We start from the raw sequence: 22210 nt of genomic DNA on the forward strand, positions 1-22210 counted from the left end.
GCGCAGGCCAGCAACATCTCGTCCGATCGACTGATCGCGACGGCGCGTGCGTCGCTGGAGGCTGTGTCCGGCATGCTTCCCGGTGAGTTGGTCCTGACCGCCTCTGCGCTGCCGGACTCGCAATTGGAGACGGAGATGGCCGCAACCACGCAGATGAGGCTGCAAGCCGGACGGATCGGCGGAGCCTGGCCGCGCAAGCGTGTAGGTGTGCCGGTCGAAGTGCTGGTCGACGGTGTGCCGACACAGACCAGGATGGTGTGGTTCACCGTGCAGTGGTGGCTGGAGCGGCCGACCTATGCACGTGCATTTGCCAGTGGCACGCCTGGTGAGCAGGTTGTTGTAGTAGCTAAACGTATGGACGTGGCCGGCGTGCTTGCCGCCGACGAAGTGGCAGCGTCAGGCGAGGCACCAGCGGCGGCACGCTTGAAGCACGCAGTGCGCGCAGGCGATCTGGTGCAGGCGCATGACTTTGCCGCCGCGCCTGCGATCGCGCGACGTGATCCGGTGACCTTGCGCATTCGCCATGGTGCGGTCGAACTGCGCTTGCCGGCAACTGCGGTGGCCGACGGGCAACCAGGCGAGGCAATTGCCGTTTTGCCACAGGGCGCGCGCACGCCGGTGCAGGCACGTGTGGTTGCCAGTGGTGAGGTATCCATTGAACACTAGAGACACGCTCATGCTCGCTGCGCTGCTGTCGGCGACGGCGAGCCAATGTGCCTTCGCGCAGGAAAGCCTCATCAATTCGAATACGTATCGCGGCATCGCTGCCGACCGACGCGCTTACCGCGTGGGCGACGTGTTGACGGTGAACGTGCTCGAAGCTGCCAGGGCACGCTCCGGCGCAGCCACTGACGCCGGTTCGGATGTTCGCCTGAGTGGCACCGCAGGCAATAATGCCTACCGCGGTAGCTTCGACGCCGGTTTGTCAGGTGCCGCCAAGGGCAGCGCGGAAACTTCACGAGTGGGTGAGTTGCGCACGCAATTGTCCGTACAGGTCAAGGATGTGCTGAGCGATGGATCGCTGGTGGTCGAAGGCGAGCAGTCGCTGTTGATCAACAAGGAAGATCAGCGCATCACGCTGAGCGGCATAGTGCGGCCGGATGACATCCTCGCCGATAACACCGTCTGGTCGCATCGGCTCGCCAATGCGCGTGTGGAGTTCAACGGCAAGGGCGTCGTTGCCGAGTCGCAACGTCAGAGTGTGGCCTACCGGCTGCTCAAGTGGCTGAGGGTGCTATGAACCTGCGTTTGCTGGTGCTCTTGCTAGCGCTGTCGGCTGCATCTGCGCATGCCGCCCCGGTCTCCGATGTCAGGATCAAGGACATCGCGCGCATCGCGGGTGTGCGTGAAAATCCGCTGACCGGTTACGGATTGGTGTTCGGTCTTTCCGGTACCGGTGATTCGGCGCGCAACCGCGCGACCGTGCAATCGGTCGGCAATACGCTGCGCAATTTCGGTGTCAGCGTCGAACTGGGTGATCTGTCCAGCCGTAATGTCGCGGCAGTATTGGTGACGGCTAAACTTCCGGCATTCGCCGAACCTGGTCAGCCACTCGATGTGCAGGTCGCCTCGGCAGGCGATGCGCGCAGCCTCACCGGGGGTACCTTGATGCTGGCGCCGCTGAGCGGGCCCGATGGCAAGGTCTATGCGATCGCACAAGGGGCGATTTCGGTCGGGGGGTATCAGTTCGAGGCGATCACCGCATCGGTACAGAAGAATCACCCGACTGTGGGTTGGATTCCTTCCGGCGCCACCGTCGAGCGGGCAGCCGCACTGGACGTTGCCGGTGAGCCGGGAACCTTGAGCATCCTGCTGGACGAAGCCGACTTCACCACTGCCAACCGCATCGCGCAGGCGGTGAGCGCCAGTTTGCCTGGCGTCACCGCAGAAGCCGAGCACGCCGGCAAGGTCGTCGTGCGCTACCGGGACAACCCCAGTCGTGTGGCTCGCATCTCGCAGATCGAGAATGTACGGGCGATGCGCGAGCGGCCAGCACGCGTGATCATCAATGAGCGGACCGGCACTGTGGTGGCCGGTAGCAATATCCGTTTGGGTCAGGTGAGCATTTCTCACGGTGACTTACGTGTGGAGATTTCCACGCGTTACAGCGTGTCACAGCCGGATGGGCTGCTGGTGCGTCCAGGCGCAGGGGTGCGTAGCGTATTGGTACCGGAGAGCACCATCACCACCGAAGAGCCGATCGCTCCGCTGGTGTCGGTCGCAGAAGGCGCCACAGTGGCCGATCTGATTTCCGCGTTACGTACCGCCAAACTGACCACGCGCGACGTCATTGCGGTCTTGCAGTCCGTCAAATCCGCAGGCGCCTTGGATGGCGACCTGATCATCCAGTAGGTTACCCATGTCACAAGATCTCACCGTCGACGCTGTGCGCATGGCCTTGAGCCTCAATAAGCTCAAGGCCGAAGTCACCAGCTGGAATATCGCCAACGCCTCGAGCCCCGACGCGCCGGTGTTTGTCATTGATCAGAGTCGCACCGATCGCGTCTTGAATGGGGCGGCTGGCGCAAGCCCAGACGATGTTGCAGCACTGCTGCGCAATCCGGATTCACCCACGCTGGCGATCGTGGACCAGCGCTATGACCGTGAACGCGCCAGTCTGGACGACCTGGTTGCCGAGTCGGTATCAGCGGGGCTCAACTATCAGGCACTGACCGAATCGCTGAGCCGGCATTTCGGCTTGATGCGTCTGGCAGTGACTGGACGGAGCGGCGCATGAGTATCGACGCAATCCTAGATGCAAGCCGTGCGGGCATGCAGAACGAACGGCTACGTATGGACCTGGCTGGGCGGCATATCGCAGTCGCCAATCAGCCGATCGATCCCCGCCAGCTGACTGCATCGGCCTCCGCTTCGTTCGCCGAGACAGTGGGCCTGGGTGACGGCATGGATGCGGCGCGCAGTCTTGGAACGCGCACGGTTCTGGACCCGAAGAATCCGATGGCCGATGCGCAAGGGCAGGTGCATTACCCGGCGGTGGACATGGTGAGCGAAATGACAAGTCTGATGACGGCCAGCCGGGGTTACGAGGCAAATGTACGCTCGTTCAACGTGCTGCGCAGCATGGTATTGCGTGCTTTCGAGATTGGAGCCAAGTGATGACGATCGCAGCGATTGGAGCGATTGGACCCGCGCAGATGGAGGCACTTGGTGCGCCGATGGTTGCAACCGACGGCGTGAATTTCGGGGATGTGGTCGCACGTGGCATCTCCGGTGCGGATAGCGCCATCCAGACTGCGGACCAGCAGCTGCGTGCGATGGCCGCAGGTCAGGAGGTCGCGCCGCACGATCTGATGATTTCACTGGAGGAGGCACGTATGCACCTCACGTTGTTGTCCGAGGTGCGTAACAAGCTGGTCGAGGGGTATCAGGAACTCTCGCGGATGCAACTGTAAGGACACTGACGTGCTTTCCTCTTTCAAAACGACTTATTCGACATTGGCACCGATGCGCAAGCTTGGCCTATTCCTCGCCGTGGGCGTCTTGCTGCTGCTGACGGCTGCCGCGATCTGGTGGGCCTTGGCGCCGCGACAGGCACTGCTCTTCGGTGAGTTGAAACAAGCCGATGCCGCCGAGGTCTCGGCTGCCCTGGACGAATGGAAGATTCCACACAGCTACACCGCGGACGGGAGCGGCATCCTGGTGGAACAGGGTCAGGTGCATCCCTTGCGGATGCGTCTGGTGTCTGCCGGGGTTCCGAAAGGGGGGCACGTTGGATTCGAGTTGTTCGATACCAATGAGTTCGGTGTTACCGAGTTTGCTCAGCGCATCAACTATCAGCGTGCGCTGCAGGGTGAAATCGAGCGCACCATCGCCACGATTCCTGGTGTTGAGGCGGTGCGCGTGCACTTGTCGATTCGTCGCCCAGGTGTATTCCTGGCCGAAGACAGTCAGTCCAAGGCATCGGTGGCAGTCTCGCTGGTGCCCGGTGCAACGCTGACTGCCAAGCAGGTCAGCGGAATTCGCGATCTTGTTGCCTCGGCCGTGGACGGGCTAATGCCGGACGCGGTGGTGGTGGTCGGGCCGACCGGCTTGCAGCTGGCAGGAGGCGTCAACGAAGCCGCCGGCGGTGCACAGGGCGACCTGGCACGGCAACTGGGAGCCGATTACGAGCGTGATATCCGCAAGATTCTGGAGGCGCAACCGTCCACGGCAGGGGCATCGATCTCGGTCAATGTCGCACTGAACTTCGACAAAGTGCGCACCGTCAGTGAACGCACCCTGGTGGCGCCTGGCCAGGACCATGGGACGGTGGTGCGGCGTAGCTCCAGTTCCGATCGTGTACCCGAGGGAGGTAGTGGTGCGGTCTTGAACGAGCAGGTCGAGTACGCACACGGCACCGAGAAGCAGGAAATCACCAGGGCCACCGGACGGGTAGAGCGTGTCAGCGTTGCGATTGCCTTGCGCCAACCGTTGAGCGATATCGAACAACAGCACCTGCAACGTTTGGTGATGGCAGCCATCGGTGGAGATGCGGCGCGTGGCGATGTTGTTGAAATTAGCGTTGGATCCACCGCGACACCCAGCCAACCTCTAGGTCAGCCGGCATTGGCAGCACGCAATACCGATCGCCCGGCTGTTGGTGCTCGTGGCGTTACCTCGGCTTGGCAGGCAGCCCCGATGATCTGGCTCGTGGTCGCCGTTGTGCTTAGCCTGTTTGTCGGGGTGCTGATAGGAAAAGCGGTCACGCGATCACGCAGCAAGCGCTTGAGCCGAGAGCAGAGCGAACAGGCAGCGCAACAAATTCGGGCGTGGCTGATGGGGCCTGCGCATGAGCGCGTCTGAAGTCATGCGCAAGTCTGCGTTGCTGGCCAGCGTCATGCGGTCTGGCGAACGTCGGCGGTTGCTGGCGTCCTTGCCGGCTGCCATGGCCACGGAACTGCGTGCGCAGATTGCATTGGTCTGTCGTCACGGATGGGACGAGCCAACCCTGGTCGAGCCGGCGCTGCGCGGACCGGGTCAGACCATCGGAGATGCTGACGGCGGACCGGGTCTGGAAGATATCGTGCAACTGTCGCATACGCTTGGTGCAGCGACTCTGAGCCGCGTGGTCATGGCAACGGCCTCGGCGGACGCGTCGTTCATCCTTGCAGCGCTCGAGCCTGCGCTGGCCAAGACGGTTCGCGCAGAACTCGCAGCGTCCCGGCCACTCCCACCAGCGCTGGCCGCTGCTGTGCGTAATGCTGCGCACGCCCAGGCAGCAGCTGCGCACCCGGCAAGGCGGGTAGTGCCATGAAGCGTCTGGTCGTGTCGTCCGACTGCCGTCCCTGGTATGCGCCTATAACACGTGGCGCTGACGACGCGACGCCTTCCGCTTCGCAAGAGCAATCCGTGATGGAAGATGCGCGTGCGAAGGGATATCAGGACGGCCTTGCACGCGCTCATGAGGAAGCCGCTTCGCTGGCACAGCGTGAGTTGGAAAAAGTGACGGCCTCCCTGCAGGCCAAGGCTAACGCCGCGCATGAGGCGACCGAGCGGGTGCGTGTGCAGCTGCAGAATCTGATCGCCGGCCTGGAGCAAGCCATCGACGAACAGGCGCGACGAAGTCATGAAGTAGCCGTGGAAGTGGCCTTCCTCGCGGTAACCCAGGTCATCGGCGCCGCTTATGCAGATGGTCCGCTACTGATGGAGCTGTGCCAGCGTGCACTGCGGGACGCGGGCCATCAGGCGGTAGCACTACACGTATCAGAGCATGACTTGTCGCTTTGCTCCAATGTCCCGACCTTGCCGATTCACTGCGATCTTGCACTACGGCCAGGCCAGTGCACGCTGGAAACACGCGCAGGCAGAACCGAGTTCGGGCTCGACGTCCGGCTTTCGGCGTTACAAGCCGCGTTGTTGCACGGCCTATCCACTTACTCGTCCGTGACGCGCTCATGAGCCTTGCCCAGCATCTGACGACAGCCATCCAATCGGCATGCTACGTGCGTCGGTATGGCCGTGTTTGTGCATTCAATGGCCTGGTGATCGAGGCCGATGGGCCCGACGCACGCGTCGGAGATCTCTGTGAAGTGATGGTATCCGCAGAGGGACGTCGCGTGGACGCGCAGGTGGTAGGACTTCGGGACGGCAAGCTGCTGCTAATGCCGTATGGAGACATTGCCGGCCTCGCGCCCGGTGCAAGAGTGGAAACCACGACAAGGTCATTGAATGTTCCGGTTGGCAATGCCTTGCTTGGGCGCGTGATTGATGCCTTCAGTCGTCCTCTGGATACGCTGGGGCCGTGCGCAACTGAGCAACACTACCCATTGCATGCAGTGCCACCCAACCCACTGGAACGGCGTGATATCACCCAGGTTTTCGAGACAGGCATCCACGTAGTGGATAGCTTGTTGACGCTGGGAAAAGGGCAGCGCATCGGTATCTTCGCAGGCAGCGGTGTGGGCAAGAGCACCTTGCTGGGTATGTTTGTCCGCCATGTCAAGGCCGACGTGATCGTGTTAGCACTGATCGGTGAGCGTGGTCGCGAAGTCGGCGATTTCGTGCGTCATACACTCGGTCCGGAAGTGATGAAGCGCTGCGTAGTCATGGCTGCCACTGCCGATCAGCCGGCACTGGTGCGCACCCATGCCGTCCACGCCGCGCACGCCGTTGCAGAGTTTTTCAGGGACCAGGGCAAGTCTGTCTTGTTGGTGGTGGACTCGATGACCCGGTTTGCCATGGCGCATCGCGAGATCGGCCTGGCCAGCGGCGAGCCGCCGACCTTTCGTGGTTATACGCCGTCGGTCTTCTCGTGGCTGCCGCGGATTGCCGAACGCTGCGGAAACTTCGAGCACGGTGCGATTACCGCAATCTACAGCGTGCTGGTGGAGGGCGACGACTTCAACGAGCCCATTACCGATCATATGCGCGCCATTCTGGACGGGCACATCGTGTTGGATCGCACGCTGGCCTCTAAAGGCCACTATCCGGCAATCAATGTATTGGCCAGTGTAAGTCGTTTGCTCACCCAGCTCGCCACGCGTGAGGACGTAGAGCTCGCGATGCGTGTGCGTCGTGTGCTTGCCATCCTGGAAGATTCGCGTGACCTAGTGGAACTTGGTGCATATCAGCCCGGTGCCAACCCTGTGTTGGATCAGGCCCTGGACGCCTGGCCGCAGCTGGAAGCGGTCCTCAAGCAGGCACAGCTCGTTCCGATGACGCGGCTTGAAGCCTTGAACGCATTGCTGCATGCGCTGCCGACGGAAAATGCCCATGTCTGACGACCACGCGCGTCGACAATTGCAACGGCTGACGGTGCTGGTACGCGTGCGCGACCTGCAAACACGTAAGGCGTCGCTGGTTTTGCAAAGCACGTTGCTTGAAAGCCGGAAGGCACAAACCCACCTGGAGGCATGTCAGCAGCGTGTTCATGCTGTCGCCTGCTGGAAACAACGGGCAGAAAACGGCCTGCTACAGCTACAAACCTATCAAGCAGCACTGGAGGTCGAAGCCGTCGTGCATGCGGAGCAGGCGCAGGCGTTACTCGATGAGGACGCTTGCGATGCCCGTGTGGGCACAGCGCGTACCGTGCATTGTGCCGCCCTGGCAGAGGAGCGCTCTGTCGACGAACGCCATCGACGCTTTGCCGAACAGACGCTGCGGTTGCAGGAACGCGCCGAAGCGGACACCTGCGCAGAACTCTGGCTCGCAAGGAGAGCATCCGGTGGCAATTGAATCGGCAATACCTTCACCTGCTACGGTTCCGCCAAAGCCTCAGAGCGAGCTGCACGAAGAACGTCCATCGAAAGATGCGGCGGGATTCGAACGCTGGCTGACATCCGATTACTTACCAGGCGATGCATCTGCCACGACTCCCGGGCAGACGATGCAGGCCGGGATTATGTCGGCCACGCAGGTGGCTCAAGTTGCCGACCAGGCGCTGGTAGTCGACTCCATCGTGTTCGAATGGATGGCAACGTCAACGTATCTGATGTCGTATGTGGATCATCGTGGTCGTGGTCATGAAGCGGGGGCGCCGAATGGCGATGCGCTCAATGGCAATGTCGTGATGTCAGCAAGTGTTGGATCTGGCCTCAGTGCAATGAGCCTGCAGGATGTGGCGTATCGCCCGTATTTTGCGTCGGGAGTACACGTGGCCGGTGCAGGCTTGCCGGTCACGTTGACAGAGCGCGCCGAAACCGATGCTACGCACTCGTCCTACATGTCCTCAACGACCAGCCCCGGTGCGTTGGCCGAGTGGATGACACGCGCAATGAAACAAATTTTAGACGCAGAAGGTCGCACCACCTGGTGGGTGCGCGACTACCAACTTTCCGCCGCACAGATACCGGCCCTGCTGGATGCGTTGTTGCACTCCGGACAAAGTCGACCTGACCGGATCATGCTCAATGGCGCGCTCGTTTGGCAGCGCTCTTCCAATGCTCAAGGGGTCAACAATGGCGATTGATTCAATCGGCTCGATCGTGAATAACGGCAGTGCAAGTGCACAGTCGAACAACACCATCGACCAGGATGGCTTCATTAAGCTGTTTCTGTCGCAGTTGCAGTTTCAGGATCCACTGGAGCCGGTGGATAACCGCGAGTTCCTGGCGCAGCTTGCGCAATTCAGCAATCTTGAGCAGTCGCGTCAGCTTAGTCTCAACTCCGAAGGGATGTTGAGCATGAATGCCACCAGCCAGAGCTTGAGCCTTTTGAGTCGCCGCATAGAGGTCACCCAGGCAAGCGGCAACACCGCCACCGGGGTGGTCAAGGCAATCGAGTTCAGCGCCTCCGGTCCTCTGTTGACGGTCGAGACCAGTGCCGGTGTCCTGACAGGCATCCGGCTTCCGCAGATCACGCTGGTCCAGCAATAAGGAATTACGCATGTTTCAAGCGCTCTACAACTCGCTTTCCGGCCTTTTCAGTTTTTCAAAGAGCCTGGATACGGTGAGTAACAACGTTGCCAACATGAACACTCCTGGTTTCCGCGGCAGCGACTCATTCTTTGAGAATCTGGCTGGAGAACATGGCACGCGGATCGTCGGTGCCGGCTTACGCACCACGGCAGGCGATCTGCGCCAGACCGGCAATGCGACAGACGTTGCGGTTGATGGTTCCGGCTATTTCGTCCTGCGCGACTCCAGCGGAGGGTTGCATTACACCCGCGCTGGCCAATTCATTATCGATGATCGCGGTGTTTTGGTGGATAGCGTCAGCCGCTATGACGTGATGTCGATCAGCAGCACCGGTCAACTGTCGCAGTTGAACCTGGACGGCTTGCGGACCCTGGATGCCAAGCCTACGACAAGTGTGCGATTGAGCGGCAACCTGTCGCCTACATCCACCGGCAGTTCCGTCAGCGACATCAAGGTCTATGACGCGACAGGCACGGTCCACACCCTCAAGGTCACCACCAGTGCGCCGGTGGCATCGGTTGGATCGGGCCGCACCTACCGTGTCACCGTGACCGACGAATCGGGCGCGCAGGTTGGCAGCGGCGATCTACGCTTCAGCACCAGCGGCATGCTGGAAACAGGCTCGGGCAATATCGAGGTCACTCTTTCGGCGGGCTCCAGCAGCCAAAAGGTTGCACTTGGCTTCGGTACACCAGGTACCTTTACGGGGACGACCAGCCTTTCCGGGCTAACCGATAGTCTGACCGCCACGGTGGAAGACGGTAGCCCCGTGCTCGGTATCAATGCGCTGGCGTTCGACAGCAAGGGCGTCTTGCAGGTCACTTACAGCTCGACGGAAAAACGCCAGGGCGCGCAACTCGCGTTGGCTGCGTTCCAGAGTGAGAGCAACCTGGAGCTATCCGGCGGACGCATGCTGTCGGGCGTAGACGGCCAGCGCAGTGAACTGGGGCGTGCTGGTTCCAGCGTGTTTGGAAATATCCAGGGCGGTAGCCTGGAGATGTCAAACATTGATCTTACCCAAGAGTTTGCCGACATGTTGATCATCCAGCGCGGCTACCAAGCGAGCTCGCGTGTAATGACGGTAAGTAACGAGATGATCGAGCAGCTCTACAACAGCACACGGGGCGGATGATAGATGAAACGTCTCGGATGGATACTCCCTTCTAGCGCACAGGCGCTTTATGAGCTGTTGCAGGTGCGTTTCGGTGTATGGCTCACGGACTGGTCGGTTGCTCATGGACAGAGCGATGAAGGGGACAGGGTAGCGGTCACGGCATCCGCCGAAGACGTTGCGGACGTCCCGCAAATGCCGATCGTAACGACCAGCGCTGGCGGCCTGTTCGGCATGCGCCTGTGCAATGGGACGCCCTCAGCACTTGGCGCACGGTTGATGGAACTTTCAGGCGCTGCCGACGAGCAGCTATGTGGAAGGGTGGGTGAGCAGGCGCTGCAAGCTCTTGTGGCTACCCTGGCTGGCAGGCCTACCCTCGAACGTTCCACACCCGCCCACCCCGTCGATCCGCTCCGGTTCCTGCTACGGCATGGCGCATTGCACGCCACTGCACGATGGGGCGAATTCGAGGTCGATTTGGTCGCGGATGCGGTGTGGTGCGCTGCGGAAAGCAATGGCGCCGATGTGGCGGAGCTGCCTGTGTTGACCACTCGCAGCGCGGCATTGCGCAATCAACCAGTTGCATTGCATGCCGAGCTGTTCATGGGCGAGATGGAGCTTGGCGAGTTTTCCTCGTTGCGCGTGGGAGAGGTGCTGGTCGTCGAAAGTGATGCCTATGCCCCGCTTCAGCTCATGAATGGGACGCACGTCCTGGCTGCTGCGCGCTTGGTCCTTGCGGGCGGGCAGCGTGCGCTTGAACTGCACTGAAAGACATATCAAATCAAGGAAACGACCGATGAAAATGGAAACAACCACCGTGACGCGCGATCTTTCGGTCTTCGGTCACGTCAAAGCGAAGCTGGTGGCGCATGTCGGGCAGGTAGAAATGAGCGTTGACGAGATCATGGCACTCAAGAGAAGCGATGTTGTCTCGCTGGAAGAGTCATGCGAAGCGTTGGTTACTCTCATGCTCAACGGCAAGGCGGTCGCCACAGGAGAGTTGATGGCAGTCGGTGACAAATTGGGTGTGCGGATTCAAGAACTGCTTTGAGCACAGACATGCCGTCCGCCATCCCCTACCGTAGCGATACGGTGTTGAGCGCAGCGACGCTCAGCGCCACGCTCATTTGGACCGCCGTGCTGTTGGCGGTGTTCGTCGCTGTCCTGCTATGGCTTAAGAAAAAGGGCCTGATCGCACGGTGGCTGGGCGCAACACAGCTGTCTGTTGCCGCTGGCGCCATCGTAAAACGCGCTGAATACCGGCTAAGTCGCTCCACGGTCGTGCACCTGCTGGAGATCGACGGCGAGAAGGTCGTGGTCGCCGAATCCAAAGGGCAGGTCAGCATTCAACGCCTGGGTTCGGAAACAGGAGCCTCCACGTGACGCGCAAGCACGCTGGTCCCAGCCTCTTGGCTGGATTGGTCGGAGTGGGCCTGGTCTTTGCGACCTTCACTGCCTGTGCAGATCCGTTGAGCGAAGCATTGAACGCTGCGGGAAAACAAGAGTTTTCGTCGACGCTACGCGTTTTCGTGCTGATGACGATGCTCTCGTTCATCCCTGTGATCCTGATCGGAATGACATGCTTTACCCGCATCATCGTTGTGCTGGCCTTGCTCCGGCACGCGCTGGGCATCCCGCAGACGCCACCCAACAGCGTATTGATTACGTTGGCGATGCTGTTGACGCTGTTTTCGATGGGGCCGGTGCTGGACAAAGTCCAGCGCGACGCGCTCTCACCTTATCTCGCAGATCAGATCACTGCGACGGAAGCAGTGTCGCGTGCAACGCCCGCGTTACGGGACTTCATGGTGCGTCAGACGCGTGAATCCGATTTGCTGGCAGTCAGTGAAATGGCGCGCGTTGCCCCGCCGAGGACGGTCGAAGAAATCCGCTTCACCCATCTTGCTGCCGCCTTCATTCTGAGCGAGCTCAAGACCGCCTTTCAGATGGGATTTGTCATTTTCCTTCCGTTTCTGATGATCGACCTTGTGGTCTCGGCGGTGTTGATGGCACTGGGCATCATCATGCTGCCGCCGGCAACCGTCAGTCTTCCGCTCAAGTTGCTGTTGTTTATCTTGATCGATGGGTGGGTGCTCGTCTCCAGGACGCTGCTGGGCAGCATCTGGTCCTGACCTGCGATGGACAGGGAGGCACTTGTTGCCGAGCTTTGGAGGCGATTCAAGGCCGACCACGACCTGCAGGCCAGAGACTTTCTGGTAACGGAGTATTCGCCGTGGGCAAGAATGGTGGCGGCCGACGTCTATCGACGCATCGGTCGTCGTGACCTCGATTGGCTGGATCACCTGCAAAATGCGCATGTCGGCATGCTGGAAGCGATGGCCCGCTATGACCCGGCACGCACAATTCCTTTCACGCTCTACGCTAAACGCCGCGTGCGTGGCGCGGTATTCAATGGTGTGCGCCAGCACAGGCGTTCCATTCGGTTAGAGGATCGGATTGATATCGTCGCCGATGATATCGGCAGGCTCGATGACTTCATCGGCACGATTCTGCAGATCGCCACCCAGCATCTGGTCGAGCACGCAACCGATGCGTGGCCGGGACAGGGTCTCGTAGAAGAGCAGTCACGGCATATTCTAGGGCAGGCAATGCTGCAGCTGGCTCCGCGTACGCGGGAAATCTTCATGTCTTACTACTACCTGCACAAGCCTTTCGTCCAGATCGCAGGTGAGTTGGGTGTGACCAAGGGTAGGATCTCCCAGTTGCACTCGCAGGGTCTCGAGATCCTACGCACACACCTGGGCCGGGGAAGCTTTCAGAAAGGTGACTTTTTGTAGCCCTCAGTTTCTGTGTGCGCCTGTGAGGTACCGGGGAGAGAGGATATCGATACTGGCGGGTGAGTAGTGACAGCTCGGTCACTCTCCAGCCAGGCCATTCATCTGCTAGGTGGGCGTGGAAGACGTAGCGCGGGACGCAACTAGACGCCAGGCATACATTCCCGCTGCCAAGCTACCCACTCAAAGATAGCGTGGAGCTGCATCGTGGCGAAGAAAAAGACGTTGGCGCGGTTTCTGGCCGAGACGCTGCAGAGCGCGGGGGTGGAGCGGATTTGGGGGTTGACCGGCGACAGCCTCAACGGTCTGACCGACGCCTTGCGCGAGATGCAGACGATCGAATGGATGCACGTGCGCCACGAAGAGGTGGCCGCGTTTGCTGCCGGCGCCGAGGCGGCGGTGACCGGCAAGCTGGCGGTGTGTGCGGGTAGCTGCGGGCCGGGCAACCTGCACCTGATCAACGGGCTGTTCGATTGTCATCGCAGCCGCCAGCCGGTGCTGGCGATCGCCGCGCATATTCCCTCGTCCGAGATCGGGCTGAACTATTTTCAGGAGACGCATCCGCAGGAACTGTTCCGCGAGTGCAGTCACTTTGTGGAGTTGGTGACCAATCCGGCGCAGCTGCCGGAAGTGCTGCACCGCGCGATGCGTGCGGCCATCCTGCAGCAAGGCGTAGCGGTGGTGGTGATCCCCGGCGATATCGCACTGCTGGAAGTGGACAAACACATCCCCACGGCGTGGCCGCAACTGCGCCAACCGCGCGTACTGCCGGCTCCCGAAGATGTGCAGCAGTTGGCCGAGCTGCTGCAACAGAGCGAAGCGATCACGCTGTTGTGCGGCAGCGGTTGCGCGGGCGCACACGATGCGGTGGTGGCATTGGCCGACACTCTGGGCGCGCCGATCGTGCATGCCTTGCGCGGCAAGGAACATGTGGAGTGGGAGAACCCGTTCGATGTCGGCATGACCGGCCTGATCGGTTTCAGCTCCGGCTACCACGCGATGCTCAACTGCGACACCTTGATCATGCTGGGCACGGATTTCCCGTATCGGCAGTTCTATCCGAAGGACGCGACCATCGTGCAGGTGGACCGCGACCCGAGCGCGCTGGGACGGCGCACGCCGTTGCAGCTGGGCATCGCAGCGGATGTCGGCGAAACCATCGCCGCCTTGCTGCCGCAGCTGCAGCGACGCGAGAAACGCGACTTCCTGGACAAGGCGCTGGCGCACTATCGCAAGGCGCGCGAGGGACTGGACGATCTGGCGGTGCCGGCCGATCCAGGCGAGCCGCTGCATCCGCAATTCGTGGCGCGCATGATCAGCCAGATCGCCGACCAGGATGCGGTATTCACCTGCGATGTCGGCACGCCGACGGTGTGGGCCGCGCGCTACCTGCGCATGAACGGACAACGCCGCTTGCTCGGTTCGTTCAACCACGGTTCGATGGCCAATGCGATGCCGCAAGCGCTGGGTGCACAGTCGGCGTATCCGGGCCGCCAGGTGATTGCGCTGTCCGGCGATGGCGGTTTTGCGATGCTGATGGGCGATTTCATCTCGCTGGCGCAGCTGCGCCTGCCGGTGAAGATCGTGGTGTTCAACAATGCCTCGCTGGGATTCGTGGCGATGGAGATGAAGGCCGCCGGCTATCTGGATACCGGCACCGAGTTGCGCAATCCGGACTTCGCAGCGATGAGCAATGCGATGGGCATCCTGGGCATCCGGGTCGATGAATCCGCGCAACTGGAGCGGGCGTTGCGGCAGGCTTTCGCGCATTTCGGTCCGGCACTGGTGGATGTGCGCATCGCCACGCAGGAACTGGCGGTGCCGCCGGCAATCAAGCTGGAACAGGCCAAGGGCATGGGCCTGTATCTGCTCAAGGCAGTGATGAGCGGACGTGGCGACGAGGTGATCGATCTGGTCAAGACCAACATGCGCTGACACAGTTACCGCGTTCTGAAACTGCACGTCTTTACCGGACCCTCGCATGCCTCGTTCGTTGTTACGCCAGTTGCTGCTGATCTGGGTGGTGATCCTGGCTGCCTGCGTGGGCGTGGCCACGATGTTGTATGGCCTGTACCGACAGACCGAAGGCGTGCGACTGGACGATGCGCGCCAGCAATTGACCGCGCAATGCGCACGCATCGTGCAGCGCTACGCCGGCGCGAGCGAGGCGGCGCGCAGCGGCGACAACGGCGCCGGGTTGGCCGCGGTGGTGGTGCAACTGGTACTGGCCGATGCGCCCGGTGTGGAGGGCGGGGTGTGGAACCTCGACAAGGGATTCGTTGCCTACGCCTATCCCACCTACGACGGCAGCGATCACAAGACCGATATCCCGGCCGCCGAGTGGACCACGATCGTCAGTACCGCGCGGCAGAGTGCGGTGGGCGACAAGGCCGTGGATTTTCGTCGCGACGGCAGCCGCGAAGTGGTGTTGATCAGTGCCTGCCCGCTGGCCGCGGGCACCGCCGCTTGGACCATGTCGCGGGTGCCAGCGAGCACCTCCGATGCCTGGCGGCCACTGGCGATCGGCATGCTGCTGATCTTCGCCATGGTGGCAATGTCGGCGATTGCCCTGGGCGTGGTGGTGCGGCGCTGGAGTCAGCGCCTGCAGCGCATCCAGCAGGCGCTGGCCGCCGATACCGAACTTCCGCAGATTCCGGTCACCGGCGCACCCGAGCTGGACCGGCTGGGCGCTGCGGTCAGCGATTACGCACAGCGCAATGCGCAGGCCTTGGCGCAGACGCGGCGGCTGGCCGACGAGCTGGCAAGGCACGAGCGGCTGGCCGCACTCGGGCGCCTGACCGCCACGGTGGCGCATGAGATTCGCAACCCCATCGCCACAATGCGCCTGGCGGTGGAGAACGAAATCGCCACGCGCCAAGGCACGCCGGACGATGCCGCGCACGGTGAGCTGATGTTGGGGCAGATCCGTCGCCTGGATGGGGTGGTCGAAAGTCTGCTCGGCATGGTGCAGCCGATCCGGCTGCAGCTGGAGACGGTGGTGGTGCAGGAATGGCTGGCGAGCTTGCTCGATCCTGCCATGCTGCCGCCGGGCGCGCCGGCCCCACAGCTGCGCGTCCCGGACGCGCCGCTGCAGTGGATGCTCGATCCGCAGCAGCTCGGCCGTGCCGTCCACAATCTGCTGCGCAACGCGCTCCAGCACGCCGATGCAGGCAGCGCGGTGACGCTGGAGGCCAGCGCCAGCGATGGGTTGCTGCAGCTACGGGTGAGCAATCGTGGCGCGGCCATCGCCGATGCCATCGCTTCGCAATTGTTCGAGCCGTTCGTCAGCGGTCGCGCCGACGGCAATGGCCTAGGGCTTGCGCTGGTGCGCGAGATCGCCCGTGCACATGGCGGGCAGGTGCGTTATGCACACGCCGACGGTATGACCCATTTCATTCTGGAGCTGCCATGGCGCGCATCCTGATCATCGACGACGATGCAGCGTTTCTGGCCACCTTGCAGGCAACGCTGCGCTCGCTCGGCCATACGGTGATCGCGGTCGACAACGGCGCCGATGGTTTGCTGCGCCTGAACGAGGGCGGCATCGAGCTGGCGTTTGTGGACTTCCGCATGCCCGGCATGGACGGCATCCAGGTGCTGCGTGCGCGTGCGGACGACCCCCGCGCGCGCCAGGTGCCGCTGGTGATGCTCACCGCGTACGCCTCCAGCGGCAACACCATCGAAGCGATGACGCTGGGTGCGTTCGATCACCTGGTCAAGCCGGTGGGGCGTGCGGATATCGTCGAGGTGGTGGAGCGTGCATTGGCAAGTCGCGCCGATGCCGACGCCGATGCCGCAGCGAGCGGACCACCCGACGACGACGACGGCCTGGTCGGCCACAGTCCGGCGATGCGTACCGTGCATAAACGCATCGGGCTGGCAGCGGCCTCCGATCTGCCGGTGTTGATCACCGGCGAAACCGGTACCGGCAAGGAGCTGGTCGCGCGCGCGCTGCATCGCGCCAGCGCACGCGCAAATGCGGCGTTCGTGGCAGTCAACTGCGCGGCGATCCCGTTGGAGTTGATGGAAAGCGAATTGTTCGGCCATCGCAAGGGCGCCTTTTCCGGGGCGACCAGCGACCGCATCGGCCTGATTCGCGAAGCCGATGGCGGCACGTTGTTCCTGGACGAGATCGGCGACATGCCGTTGCCGATGCAGGCCAAGTTGTTGCGCTTCCTGCAGGAAGGCGAAGTGACACCGCTGGGCGGGCGCGGCGCGCAGAAGGTGGATGTGCGCGTGCTGGCGGCCACGCATCGCGATCTGGCGGCATGGGTGGCGGCAGGACAGTTTCGCAGCGATCTGCGCTATCGCCTGAATGTGGTGCCGATCGAACTGCCGCCGCTGCGCGAACGCGGGCAGGACATCGTGCTGCTTGCGCAGTATTTTCTGCGCAGCGGCGAAGGCGTGGCGCGTACGCTGTCGGCGGACGCGCAAGCGCGGCTGCTGGCCTACCCGTGGCCCGGTAACGTGCGCGAGCTGCGTAACGTCATGCAACGCAGCCAGCTGCTGGTGCGCGGCCACAGCATCGTTGCCGCGGACCTGGACGACGCGCTCGAGTACGGTGCCGAGCAACCCACGACTGCAGCGCCATTGGAAGGCAGCTTGCCCGAGGCGGTGGCGCGGCTGGAAAAGCAGATGATCCAGGACGCCTTGGCGCACAGTGGCGGCAACCGCGCCGAAGCCGCGCGCCGGCTCGGCATTCATCGCCAGCTGCTGTACCGCAAGCTCGATGAGTACGGCCTGCAGTAGTTGCAGCGATCAGACCGGACGCGATGGTTGCAGGCTGCCGCTTCGGTCATGACGCTATACGCGCGCAGCAGCACGTGCACCTGTTGTCATGCGCACCTGTTGGTTGCATGTCGCCGCTGCCACTCGCAGCATTGGCTACGGCCTTCCACCAGCAAACGGCGCAGCCGGAAAGCGCAGCACCACGCGTTCGAAATCCAGCCCGGACATCGGCACGCGCACGCTACCGTCGAGGATGCTAGGCACGTTCTTGCCTTGCAGGGGTGACACGCAACCAGCTGCAAAGTGTCTGCAAAGCGGACAGTGATGGATGAAACGCAGACGATTGTCCGCGCGCGTGCAGACACAAAACCCTTGTAAAACAACGGATTCCCTGTTGGCACGATTGCTGCTTTATCTCCAGGGCGAGCGGCGCTCCTGCCGCGTTGGAGACATCGCATGATTCGTCAGACCGCACTTGCTTTCGCACTGGCCTGCAGCGTGGCAACCGCTGTCGCGCAGGCTCCCACACCGCCGGCAGCACCGGCGGCGCCGCGTGCGCCGGTCGGCACGCCACCGCCGGCCCCGCCGGTGCCACCCGCACCGCCTGCGCCGTTGGCCGCCACCCCGGTGCGCATCACCGGCACGGTCGAGCGCTTCATGCTCAATCCCAATGGCGAGGTCGACGGCCTGTGGTTGCGCGATGGCACCCAGGTGGCATTTGCACCGCATCTGTCCGCACAGTTGCAGGCTGCGGTGCGCCGTGGCGATACGGTGAGCGTGCAGGGCTACCGCCTGGGCAGCCTGCCGGTGCTGCGCGCCAGCAGCATCCGCTCCAATCGTGGTGGGCGCGAAGTGGTCGACCAGCCGCCAGCGGGCGCCATGCCGCCGGCGCCGCCAGCACCTGCCGCGTTGACGCCGTTGCAGGCGGAAGGACGCATCGAGCGCTTGGTCTACGGCCCGGGTGGCGAGACCAATGGCGCGTTGCTGAGCGATGGCACGCTGGTGCGGATGCCGCCGCATCTGGCGCTGCAGTTCGGTGATCTGCTGCGGGCAGGCGCGCCATTGAGCGTGAGCGGCTTCGGGGTTGCCACCGCCAATGGCCGCGCCATCGAAGCCACCCAACTGGGCCGCGATCGCGCCTCGCAGCGTGCATTGTTCAGCCCGCCGCGCCCCGACGGCCCGGTGCCGCCCGCACCACCGGCACCGCCTGTCCCGCCGGCCGCACCGCCAGCGCCGGCTCCGGCGCCGCGTTGATCCAGGGCGCCGCCGCCCACGCGGCGGCGCTTACCTGTCGCGTTCCCCTCTACGCGCCTGTTCACCACGCCGCATGCGTGGCGACGGGCGCGGCTTGCCGGCATCGGCCGGTTCTCACTTCTCTGGAGTTTTTCATGCATTGGGTCGACCCTGATTTCCTTCCCGAAACCCGCGGCACGCTGGCGCGCTTTCTGCTCAATCCCAAGGCCGATATCGACGGCCTACTGCTGACCGACGGCACCGAGGTGCACACGCCGCCGCACCTGTCCGCCGCCTTGCTCAAGGCGCTCAAGCCCGGCAGCACCTTGAGTGTGCGTGGCCTTAAGCCGCGCGATGTGGACATGCTGGTGGCCCTGGCGATCGATCCGGAAGGCGGCAAGCGCATCGTCGATGAGGGCCCGCACGGGCCGCACGCCAAGCCCAAGCCCAAACCACCCGCCGGCAAGCCGCCCAAGCCGCAGCTCACCCAGCACAGCGGCACCATCGCGCGCCTGCTGCACGGCCCGCACGGGCAGGTGCATGGCGTGTTGCTGGACGACGAGGTCACGGTGCGGTTCCCACCGCATGCCGGGGCTGACTTCGCCAAGCAGCTGGTGGTTGGCAAGACGCTGGTGGCCGAAGGCGATACCAGGACGACCCCGCACGGGGTGCTGGTCCACGCGCATGCCTTGGGCGCCAAGGCCGCGTCGCTGAAGCAGATCGAGCATCCGCATGGTCCGGGTGCGCATAAGCCGAAGCCGAAGCCGAAGCACTAGCAGCCTGCAATGCGACTGCCGTGCTGGCGCCGTGCAACCGCAATCGGGTCGTGCATGCAGGCCGGCGCGCGCAGTCGCCTTTCATCGTTTCGTGGAGAGCGCCGATGCGCATGAGCACACCGCGTCCCCGTGGCAGCCGCGCACTGGAGGCGCTGCATTTCAGCGTGGCCGATGTGCAGGACGGGCTGGGGCCATTTCTCAGCGTATTCCTGCAATCCAGGGGCTGGTCGGTGGCGGCGATCGGCACGGTGATGAGCGTGGGTGGCATCGCCGGCATGCTCGCCACCACCCCGGCCGGTGCACTGGTCGATAGCACCCGGCGCAAGCGCGCCGTGGTGGTGGTGGGCTGCCTGGCGATCCTGTTGGCCACGGCGCTGATCTGGCTGCATCCGACCTCCTCCGGTGTGGTCACCGCGCAGATCGTCTCGGCGTTGGCGGCAGCCGGCATCGGCCCGGCACTCACCGGCATCACCTTGGGACTGGTGCACGCGCGCGGATTCGATCATCAACTGGCGCGCAATCAGGTCGCCAACCACGCCGGCAACATGCTGGCCGCGGTGCTGGCCGGCTGGCTGGGCTGGCGCTACGGGTTTGCGGCGGTGTTCGTGCTCACCGCCGCGTTCGGTGTGCTGGCGATCGCGGCGGTGCTGATGATTCCAGTTGCGGCCATCGACCATCGTGCCGCGCGCGGCCTGGGCCACGCCGACGGCGCGGACACCCTCAGCGGCTGGCGGGTGTTGTTGACCTGCCGGCCACTGGCCTTGCTGGCCATCACCCTGGGGCTGTTCCACCTGGGCAATGCGGCGATGCTGCCGCTCTACGGCATGGCCATCGTGGCCGCGCATGCGGGCGATGCCAACGCGCTGACGGCGACCACCATCGTGGTCGCGCAGGCCACGATGGTGGTGGTGGCGTTGTTGGCGATGCGCTGGATCCGCGTGCACGGACATTGGTGGGTGCTGCTGGTGGCCTTCATGGCCTTGCCGCTGCGTGCATTGGTGGCGGCGTCGCTGATCCATGGCTGGGGCGTGTTTCCGGTGCAGATCCTCGACGGACTCGGCGCCGGCCTGCAGGCCGTGGTGGTGCCGGCACTGGTGGCCCGATTGCTGCAGGGCACCGGGCGCGTCAATGTCGGCCAGGGCGCGGTGATGACGGTGCAAGGTGTGGGCGCGGCGCTGAGCCCGGCCTTGGGCGGCTGGCTGGCGCACGCCTTCGGCTATCGCATCGCGTTTCTGGCGCTGGGCGCCATCGCCTTGCTGGCGGTGGCGCTCTGGGCAGGCTGCCGCGGCATGCTGCAGGCAGCGACCGATGCCCAGGCGATGCAATGAGGTCATCGCAGCGGCGCGGAGCAGCACGCAAACGGCAACGCCCGCGACTGGCATACGCGCGGAGCACGCTTTGAGTGACAGACCGGTACGGGAACCATGCAGCGCGCCGGGATCGGGGCGGACGGTGCCGCAGTCAGCCAGCCGTCTGCATCGCCACGGTTATCGGCCGCCGCTGAAGTCCCACTGACGCCAGGCTTCGAACACCATCACCGCAACGGTGTTGGACAGATTGAGGCTGCGGTTGTCCGGGCGCATCGGCAGGCGCAGCCGGTGCTGTGGCGGGATCGACTCCAGCACGTCGGCGGGTAAGCCGCGTGTCTCCGGGCCAAACAGGAAGGCATCGCCATCGGCAAATTGCGGTGTGTCGTAACGCACGGTGCTGCGCGTACTCAGTGCAAACACGCGCTTGGGCGCGATCGCGGCCAGGGCGCTGGGCAGGTCGGCATGCACCTGCAGGCTTGCGTATTCGTGATAGTCCAGGCCGGCGCGTTTGAGCTGCTTGTCGCTGAGGTCGAAGCCGAGCGGCTCGATCAGGTGCAGACGCGCGCCGGTGTTGGCGCACAGGCGAATCACATTGCCCGTATTGGGCGGAATTTCCGGCTGAAACAGGATGACATCGAGGACAGGGGCTGACATGCGCGCAGTGTAGCTGCGCGCGTGCTCAAAGGCGGATGGCGGCGTTGACCAGCGCTTCCAGTTCGACCGGCGACGGCTGCAGCTGCGGCACCGGCAAGTTGACGATGACCTGGCCCATCAGCGCGCCGATGGCAGCAGCAGCCTGGCCGGAGGTGCTCTGCGCGCTGGCAGCGGCGTTGCGGGTCACCAGGTCGGCGCGCTGGTCGGCGGACGGACGCACCTGCACCGCAGCGAGGGTGAGGATGCGCGGGCCGGCCTGCTCGGCGGCGAGGGCGGCCAGCTGCTCGGCGGACGGACGCACCTGCACGGCGGCCAGGGTAGGGATGTCGCTGCTGCGCTCCAGCGCCTGCTGGGCGATCTGTTCTGCAGACGGGCGGACCTGCACGGTGTCCAGCGTGGTCAGGCTGGCGGCCTGGGCGAAACCGGCCAGGGCGGTACCGGCAAACAGGGCGGCGGAGAGGGCGATGCGCAGGGTCTGGGTCTTCATGGCGAGGTCTCTTGGTGTGGGTGATCAGTGGTGTGGTAGTAAGGTAGTACACCGTTTCGGTAAGTGCAATAACTTTCTTGGCGCAGTATTATTTATTCAGCTGGCAGTCATTTTCATTGATCGAGGTCGCTGCCCGCTGCTTGCCCATGCCATGCAGCAAACCGCGTGCCAGTTGCAGTGGATTGTTTTTAAAGGGATTTTTGCGCCGTAGCGGTGTCCGCGTCCGGACACCCGGACGCGGTTGCGGGCGCCGGACACCGG

Annotated in this window: 28 protein-coding genes; 25 read left to right on the forward strand and 3 right to left on the reverse strand. The window is 63.4% G+C overall.

Annotated features, from left to right (window positions below; genetic code table 11):
• Nucleotides 1–135 precede the first annotated feature (135 nt).
• The 22 genes from XARJCFBP2528_RS07135 to XARJCFBP2528_RS07240 all read left to right on the forward strand — a co-directional run bounded on the left by XARJCFBP2528_RS07135 (nt 136) and on the right by XARJCFBP2528_RS07240 (nt 17510).
• Nucleotides 136–666 (forward strand): flagella basal body P-ring formation protein FlgA, encoded by a 531-nt coding sequence (locus tag XARJCFBP2528_RS07135; RefSeq protein ID WP_244860111.1) that lies wholly within the window; start codon nt 136–138, stop codon nt 664–666.
• 10 nt (nt 667–676) lie between these two features.
• The gene (locus XARJCFBP2528_RS07140; protein ID WP_016903047.1) at nt 677–1240 is read left to right on the forward strand and encodes a flagellar basal body L-ring protein FlgH; all 564 of its coding nucleotides are present in this window, start codon (nt 677–679) and stop codon (nt 1238–1240) included.
• Nucleotides 1237–2352 (forward strand): flagellar basal body P-ring protein FlgI, encoded by a 1116-nt coding sequence (locus XARJCFBP2528_RS07145; protein ID WP_016903046.1) that lies wholly within the window; start codon nt 1237–1239, stop codon nt 2350–2352. Before XARJCFBP2528_RS07140 ends, XARJCFBP2528_RS07145 begins: the two co-directional genes overlap by 4 nt.
• A gap of 40 nt (nt 2353–2392) precedes the next feature.
• Entirely contained in the window at nt 2393–2737 is a 345-nt protein-coding gene (locus tag XARJCFBP2528_RS07150) for a hypothetical protein (RefSeq protein ID WP_232618373.1), read from the forward strand.
• On the forward strand, nt 2734–3117 hold the full coding sequence (locus tag XARJCFBP2528_RS07155) for a flagellar basal body rod protein FlgC (RefSeq protein ID WP_026064452.1): 384 nt from the start codon (nt 2734–2736) through the stop codon (nt 3115–3117). The genes XARJCFBP2528_RS07150 and XARJCFBP2528_RS07155 overlap by 4 nt, the downstream gene beginning before the upstream one ends.
• Nucleotides 3117–3413 (forward strand): flagellar hook-basal body complex protein FliE, encoded by a 297-nt coding sequence (gene fliE, locus XARJCFBP2528_RS07160; protein ID WP_016903043.1) that lies wholly within the window; start codon nt 3117–3119, stop codon nt 3411–3413. The genes XARJCFBP2528_RS07155 and fliE overlap by 1 nt, the downstream gene beginning before the upstream one ends.
• A 10-nt stretch (nt 3414–3423) precedes the next feature.
• A complete protein-coding gene (gene fliF, locus XARJCFBP2528_RS07165; RefSeq protein ID WP_230583972.1) occupies nt 3424–4803 on the forward strand; it encodes a flagellar basal-body MS-ring/collar protein FliF in 1380 nt (459 codons plus the stop codon).
• Entirely contained in the window at nt 4790–5254 is a 465-nt protein-coding gene (locus tag XARJCFBP2528_RS07170; RefSeq protein ID WP_053054986.1) for a hypothetical protein, read from the forward strand. The genes fliF and XARJCFBP2528_RS07170 overlap by 14 nt, the downstream gene beginning before the upstream one ends.
• Complete coding sequence (locus XARJCFBP2528_RS07175; protein ID WP_039529087.1) at nt 5251–5898, forward strand: FliH/SctL family protein; 648 nt, start codon at nt 5251–5253, stop codon at nt 5896–5898. Before XARJCFBP2528_RS07170 ends, XARJCFBP2528_RS07175 begins: the two co-directional genes overlap by 4 nt.
• Nucleotides 5895–7220 carry a FliI/YscN family ATPase gene (locus tag XARJCFBP2528_RS07180; RefSeq protein WP_047124541.1) on the forward strand — a complete coding sequence of 442 codons (1326 nt, stop codon included), beginning with the start codon at nt 5895–5897 and terminating at the stop codon, nt 7218–7220. The genes XARJCFBP2528_RS07175 and XARJCFBP2528_RS07180 overlap by 4 nt, the downstream gene beginning before the upstream one ends.
• Nucleotides 7213–7674 carry a hypothetical protein gene (locus XARJCFBP2528_RS07185; RefSeq protein ID WP_039530193.1) on the forward strand — a complete coding sequence of 154 codons (462 nt, stop codon included), beginning with the start codon at nt 7213–7215 and terminating at the stop codon, nt 7672–7674. The genes XARJCFBP2528_RS07180 and XARJCFBP2528_RS07185 overlap by 8 nt, the downstream gene beginning before the upstream one ends.
• Complete coding sequence (locus XARJCFBP2528_RS07190; protein WP_100224778.1) at nt 7664–8407, forward strand: hypothetical protein; 744 nt, start codon at nt 7664–7666, stop codon at nt 8405–8407. Before XARJCFBP2528_RS07185 ends, XARJCFBP2528_RS07190 begins: the two co-directional genes overlap by 11 nt.
• Nucleotides 8397–8813 (forward strand): flagellar hook assembly protein FlgD, encoded by a 417-nt coding sequence (locus XARJCFBP2528_RS07195; RefSeq protein WP_016903036.1) that lies wholly within the window; start codon nt 8397–8399, stop codon nt 8811–8813. Before XARJCFBP2528_RS07190 ends, XARJCFBP2528_RS07195 begins: the two co-directional genes overlap by 11 nt.
• A gap of 10 nt (nt 8814–8823) precedes the next feature.
• Nucleotides 8824–9987 (forward strand): flagellar hook-basal body complex protein, encoded by a 1164-nt coding sequence (locus XARJCFBP2528_RS07200; protein ID WP_016903035.1) that lies wholly within the window; start codon nt 8824–8826, stop codon nt 9985–9987.
• A gap of 3 nt (nt 9988–9990) precedes the next feature.
• Nucleotides 9991–10734: a FliM/FliN family flagellar motor C-terminal domain-containing protein gene (locus XARJCFBP2528_RS07205; RefSeq protein ID WP_016903034.1), complete on the forward strand. Its 744-nt coding sequence runs from the start codon at nt 9991–9993 to the stop codon at nt 10732–10734.
• A gap of 28 nt (nt 10735–10762) precedes the next feature.
• On the forward strand, nt 10763–11017 hold the full coding sequence (locus tag XARJCFBP2528_RS07210; protein ID WP_016903033.1) for a FliM/FliN family flagellar motor switch protein: 255 nt from the start codon (nt 10763–10765) through the stop codon (nt 11015–11017).
• A gap of 8 nt (nt 11018–11025) precedes the next feature.
• Nucleotides 11026–11349: a hypothetical protein gene (locus XARJCFBP2528_RS07215; RefSeq protein WP_016903032.1), complete on the forward strand. Its 324-nt coding sequence runs from the start codon at nt 11026–11028 to the stop codon at nt 11347–11349.
• Nucleotides 11346–12098: a flagellar type III secretion system pore protein FliP gene (gene fliP, locus XARJCFBP2528_RS07220; RefSeq protein ID WP_016903031.1), complete on the forward strand. Its 753-nt coding sequence runs from the start codon at nt 11346–11348 to the stop codon at nt 12096–12098. The genes XARJCFBP2528_RS07215 and fliP overlap by 4 nt, the downstream gene beginning before the upstream one ends.
• 6 nt (nt 12099–12104) lie before the next feature.
• Entirely contained in the window at nt 12105–12764 is a 660-nt protein-coding gene (locus XARJCFBP2528_RS07225) for a sigma-70 family RNA polymerase sigma factor (protein WP_016903030.1), read from the forward strand.
• 222 nt (nt 12765–12986) lie between these two features.
• Nucleotides 12987–14696, forward strand: a complete 1710-nt coding sequence (gene poxB / locus XARJCFBP2528_RS07230; RefSeq protein WP_016903029.1) for a ubiquinone-dependent pyruvate dehydrogenase — start codon at nt 12987–12989, stop codon at nt 14694–14696.
• Nucleotides 14697–14742: 46 nt separating this feature from the next.
• A complete protein-coding gene (locus XARJCFBP2528_RS07235; RefSeq protein ID WP_026064447.1) occupies nt 14743–16185 on the forward strand; it encodes a sensor histidine kinase in 1443 nt (480 codons plus the stop codon).
• Entirely contained in the window at nt 16170–17510 is a 1341-nt protein-coding gene (locus tag XARJCFBP2528_RS07240) for a sigma-54-dependent transcriptional regulator (RefSeq protein ID WP_016903027.1), read from the forward strand. The genes XARJCFBP2528_RS07235 and XARJCFBP2528_RS07240 overlap by 16 nt, the downstream gene beginning before the upstream one ends.
• Nucleotides 17511–17645: 135 nt before the next feature.
• On the opposite strand, the gene XARJCFBP2528_RS24260 is transcribed toward XARJCFBP2528_RS07240, so the two are convergent.
• Entirely contained in the window at nt 17646–17777 is a 132-nt protein-coding gene (locus XARJCFBP2528_RS24260; protein WP_257998724.1) for a hypothetical protein, read from the reverse strand.
• Nucleotides 17778–17945: 168 nt separating this feature from the next.
• Here XARJCFBP2528_RS24260 and XARJCFBP2528_RS07245 point away from each other — a divergent pair, with 168 nt between their 5' ends.
• From XARJCFBP2528_RS07245 to XARJCFBP2528_RS07255, 3 genes are all read left to right on the forward strand, one after another.
• Nucleotides 17946–18743: a hypothetical protein gene (locus XARJCFBP2528_RS07245; protein WP_047124543.1), complete on the forward strand. Its 798-nt coding sequence runs from the start codon at nt 17946–17948 to the stop codon at nt 18741–18743.
• A gap of 134 nt (nt 18744–18877) precedes the next feature.
• Nucleotides 18878–19498 carry a hypothetical protein gene (locus XARJCFBP2528_RS07250; RefSeq protein ID WP_016903989.1) on the forward strand — a complete coding sequence of 207 codons (621 nt, stop codon included), beginning with the start codon at nt 18878–18880 and terminating at the stop codon, nt 19496–19498.
• A gap of 104 nt (nt 19499–19602) precedes the next feature.
• A complete protein-coding gene (locus XARJCFBP2528_RS07255; RefSeq protein ID WP_016903990.1) occupies nt 19603–20826 on the forward strand; it encodes an MFS transporter in 1224 nt (407 codons plus the stop codon).
• Between the two features lie 159 nt (nt 20827–20985).
• On the opposite strand, the gene XARJCFBP2528_RS07260 is transcribed toward XARJCFBP2528_RS07255, so the two are convergent.
• Both XARJCFBP2528_RS07260 and XARJCFBP2528_RS07265 read right to left on the reverse strand, forming a co-directional pair.
• A complete protein-coding gene (locus XARJCFBP2528_RS07260) occupies nt 20986–21462 on the reverse strand; it encodes a tRNA (cytidine(34)-2'-O)-methyltransferase (protein WP_016903991.1) in 477 nt (158 codons plus the stop codon).
• 25 nt (nt 21463–21487) lie between these two features.
• Entirely contained in the window at nt 21488–21949 is a 462-nt protein-coding gene (locus tag XARJCFBP2528_RS07265) for an XAC0231 family protein (protein WP_016903992.1), read from the reverse strand.
• Nucleotides 21950–22210: the final 261 nt, after the last annotated feature.

It is taken from the genome of Xanthomonas arboricola pv. juglandis (genome assembly GCF_001013475.1).
GTDB classification, from domain to species: Bacteria; Pseudomonadota; Gammaproteobacteria; order Xanthomonadales; family Xanthomonadaceae; genus Xanthomonas; species Xanthomonas arboricola.

Bases quoted from the DNA above. Each gene is read 5' to 3' on its own strand.
- XARJCFBP2528_RS07135 (WP_244860111.1), top strand. From the start codon at position 136: ATGGCCGCAACCACGCAGATGAGGCTGCAAGCCGGACGGATCGGCGGA.
- XARJCFBP2528_RS07140 (WP_016903047.1), top strand. From the start codon at position 677: ATGCTCGCTGCGCTGCTGTCGGCGACGGCGAGCCAATGTGCCTTCGCG.
- XARJCFBP2528_RS07145 (WP_016903046.1), top strand. From the start codon at position 1,237: ATGAACCTGCGTTTGCTGGTGCTCTTGCTAGCGCTGTCGGCTGCATCT.
- XARJCFBP2528_RS07150 (WP_232618373.1), top strand. From the start codon at position 2,393: ATGGCCTTGAGCCTCAATAAGCTCAAGGCCGAAGTCACCAGCTGGAAT.
- XARJCFBP2528_RS07155 (WP_026064452.1), top strand. From the start codon at position 2,734: ATGAGTATCGACGCAATCCTAGATGCAAGCCGTGCGGGCATGCAGAAC.
- fliE (WP_016903043.1), top strand. From the start codon at position 3,117: ATGACGATCGCAGCGATTGGAGCGATTGGACCCGCGCAGATGGAGGCA.
- XARJCFBP2528_RS07170 (WP_053054986.1), top strand. From the start codon at position 4,790: ATGAGCGCGTCTGAAGTCATGCGCAAGTCTGCGTTGCTGGCCAGCGTC.
- XARJCFBP2528_RS07175 (WP_039529087.1), top strand. From the start codon at position 5,251: ATGAAGCGTCTGGTCGTGTCGTCCGACTGCCGTCCCTGGTATGCGCCT.
- XARJCFBP2528_RS07180 (WP_047124541.1), top strand. From the start codon at position 5,895: ATGAGCCTTGCCCAGCATCTGACGACAGCCATCCAATCGGCATGCTAC.
- XARJCFBP2528_RS07185 (WP_039530193.1), top strand. From the start codon at position 7,213: ATGTCTGACGACCACGCGCGTCGACAATTGCAACGGCTGACGGTGCTG.
- XARJCFBP2528_RS07195 (WP_016903036.1), top strand. From the start codon at position 8,397: ATGGCGATTGATTCAATCGGCTCGATCGTGAATAACGGCAGTGCAAGT.
- XARJCFBP2528_RS07200 (WP_016903035.1), top strand. From the start codon at position 8,824: ATGTTTCAAGCGCTCTACAACTCGCTTTCCGGCCTTTTCAGTTTTTCA.
- XARJCFBP2528_RS07205 (WP_016903034.1), top strand. From the start codon at position 9,991: ATGAAACGTCTCGGATGGATACTCCCTTCTAGCGCACAGGCGCTTTAT.
- XARJCFBP2528_RS07210 (WP_016903033.1), top strand. From the start codon at position 10,763: ATGAAAATGGAAACAACCACCGTGACGCGCGATCTTTCGGTCTTCGGT.
- XARJCFBP2528_RS07215 (WP_016903032.1), top strand. From the start codon at position 11,026: ATGCCGTCCGCCATCCCCTACCGTAGCGATACGGTGTTGAGCGCAGCG.
- XARJCFBP2528_RS07225 (WP_016903030.1), top strand. From the start codon at position 12,105: ATGGACAGGGAGGCACTTGTTGCCGAGCTTTGGAGGCGATTCAAGGCC.
- XARJCFBP2528_RS07235 (WP_026064447.1), top strand. From the start codon at position 14,743: ATGCCTCGTTCGTTGTTACGCCAGTTGCTGCTGATCTGGGTGGTGATC.
- XARJCFBP2528_RS07240 (WP_016903027.1), top strand. From the start codon at position 16,170: ATGGCGCGCATCCTGATCATCGACGACGATGCAGCGTTTCTGGCCACC.
- XARJCFBP2528_RS07245 (WP_047124543.1), top strand. From the start codon at position 17,946: ATGATTCGTCAGACCGCACTTGCTTTCGCACTGGCCTGCAGCGTGGCA.
- XARJCFBP2528_RS07250 (WP_016903989.1), top strand. From the start codon at position 18,878: ATGCATTGGGTCGACCCTGATTTCCTTCCCGAAACCCGCGGCACGCTG.
- XARJCFBP2528_RS07255 (WP_016903990.1), top strand. From the start codon at position 19,603: ATGCGCATGAGCACACCGCGTCCCCGTGGCAGCCGCGCACTGGAGGCG.
- XARJCFBP2528_RS07260 (WP_016903991.1), bottom strand. From the start codon at position 21,462: ATGTCAGCCCCTGTCCTCGATGTCATCCTGTTTCAGCCGGAAATTCCG.
- XARJCFBP2528_RS07265 (WP_016903992.1), bottom strand. From the start codon at position 21,949: ATGAAGACCCAGACCCTGCGCATCGCCCTCTCCGCCGCCCTGTTTGCC.